We start from the raw sequence: 734 nt of genomic DNA, 5'->3' as shown, positions 1-734 counted from the left end.
CGGTGGAGGGCGGCCAGCCGCCACAGTCCGTCGCCGGCCGCCGGGTCGGCCGGCGCCGCCGAGTCCAGGCTGGTGCTGCGCAGCACGACGAGGCCGGGTCCGGCCGTACCCACCTCCAGGCGCCGGCCCTGGACCGGCCACTCGGCCAGGGACGACGTCGAGATCTCCCAGAAGCCGCCGCCGGGCCCCGGCCGTGGAGTGACCCGGTTGACGTGGGTGTGCCCGGACACCCACGCGACCACGTTCGGGAACCGGTGCAGCAGCCGCTCGAAGTCCCGCAGGAGCAGCCGGGCCAGGTCGGCGGACAGCCGTTCCGCCGGGGTGGCGGGCGGTATCCCGTTGGTGAGGGTCGACATCCCGTGGTGGGAGAAGAGGATGACGGCCCGGTCGGTGCCCGGGCCGTGCGCTTCGGCGAGCCGGTCGGCCAGCCAGGCGGCCTGCCGGGCGCCCAGGCTGCCGTCGGCGTACCCGCCCGGGTTGGTCGTGTCGAGGCAGATCAGGCGGACGCCGGGGACGGCGTCGTAGACGTAGTACCCCGTGCCGTCGGCCGCGTTCGCGGGGGTGAAGCCGTGTCCGGCCGGCGCGCCGCCCGCCTCGAGGTGCGCCTGGACGTACTCGGCCACCCCGACGTGGCGGCGTTCGGGATCCGGGCGCACCGGCCGGGAGACGCCGCCGCTCACGACGGTGGGGTCGAGCCGGTACGCGTCGATGAGGTCGCCGGGCGGCAGGGCGGG

At 76.7% G+C, this 734-nt stretch carries 1 protein-coding gene; it reads right to left on the bottom strand.

Features of this window, described 5'->3' with window-relative positions; genetic code table 11:
- The coding region (locus tag ACFFNX_RS51770) for a metallophosphoesterase family protein (protein ID WP_512699896.1) at positions 1-734 on the bottom strand (734 nt) is incomplete at both ends.

It is taken from the genome of Actinoallomurus acaciae, assembly GCF_042429965.1.
GTDB classification, from domain to species: Bacteria; Actinomycetota; Actinomycetes; order Streptosporangiales; family Streptosporangiaceae; genus Actinoallomurus; species Actinoallomurus acaciae.
This window is presented reverse-complemented; position numbering and strand designations above follow the sequence as displayed.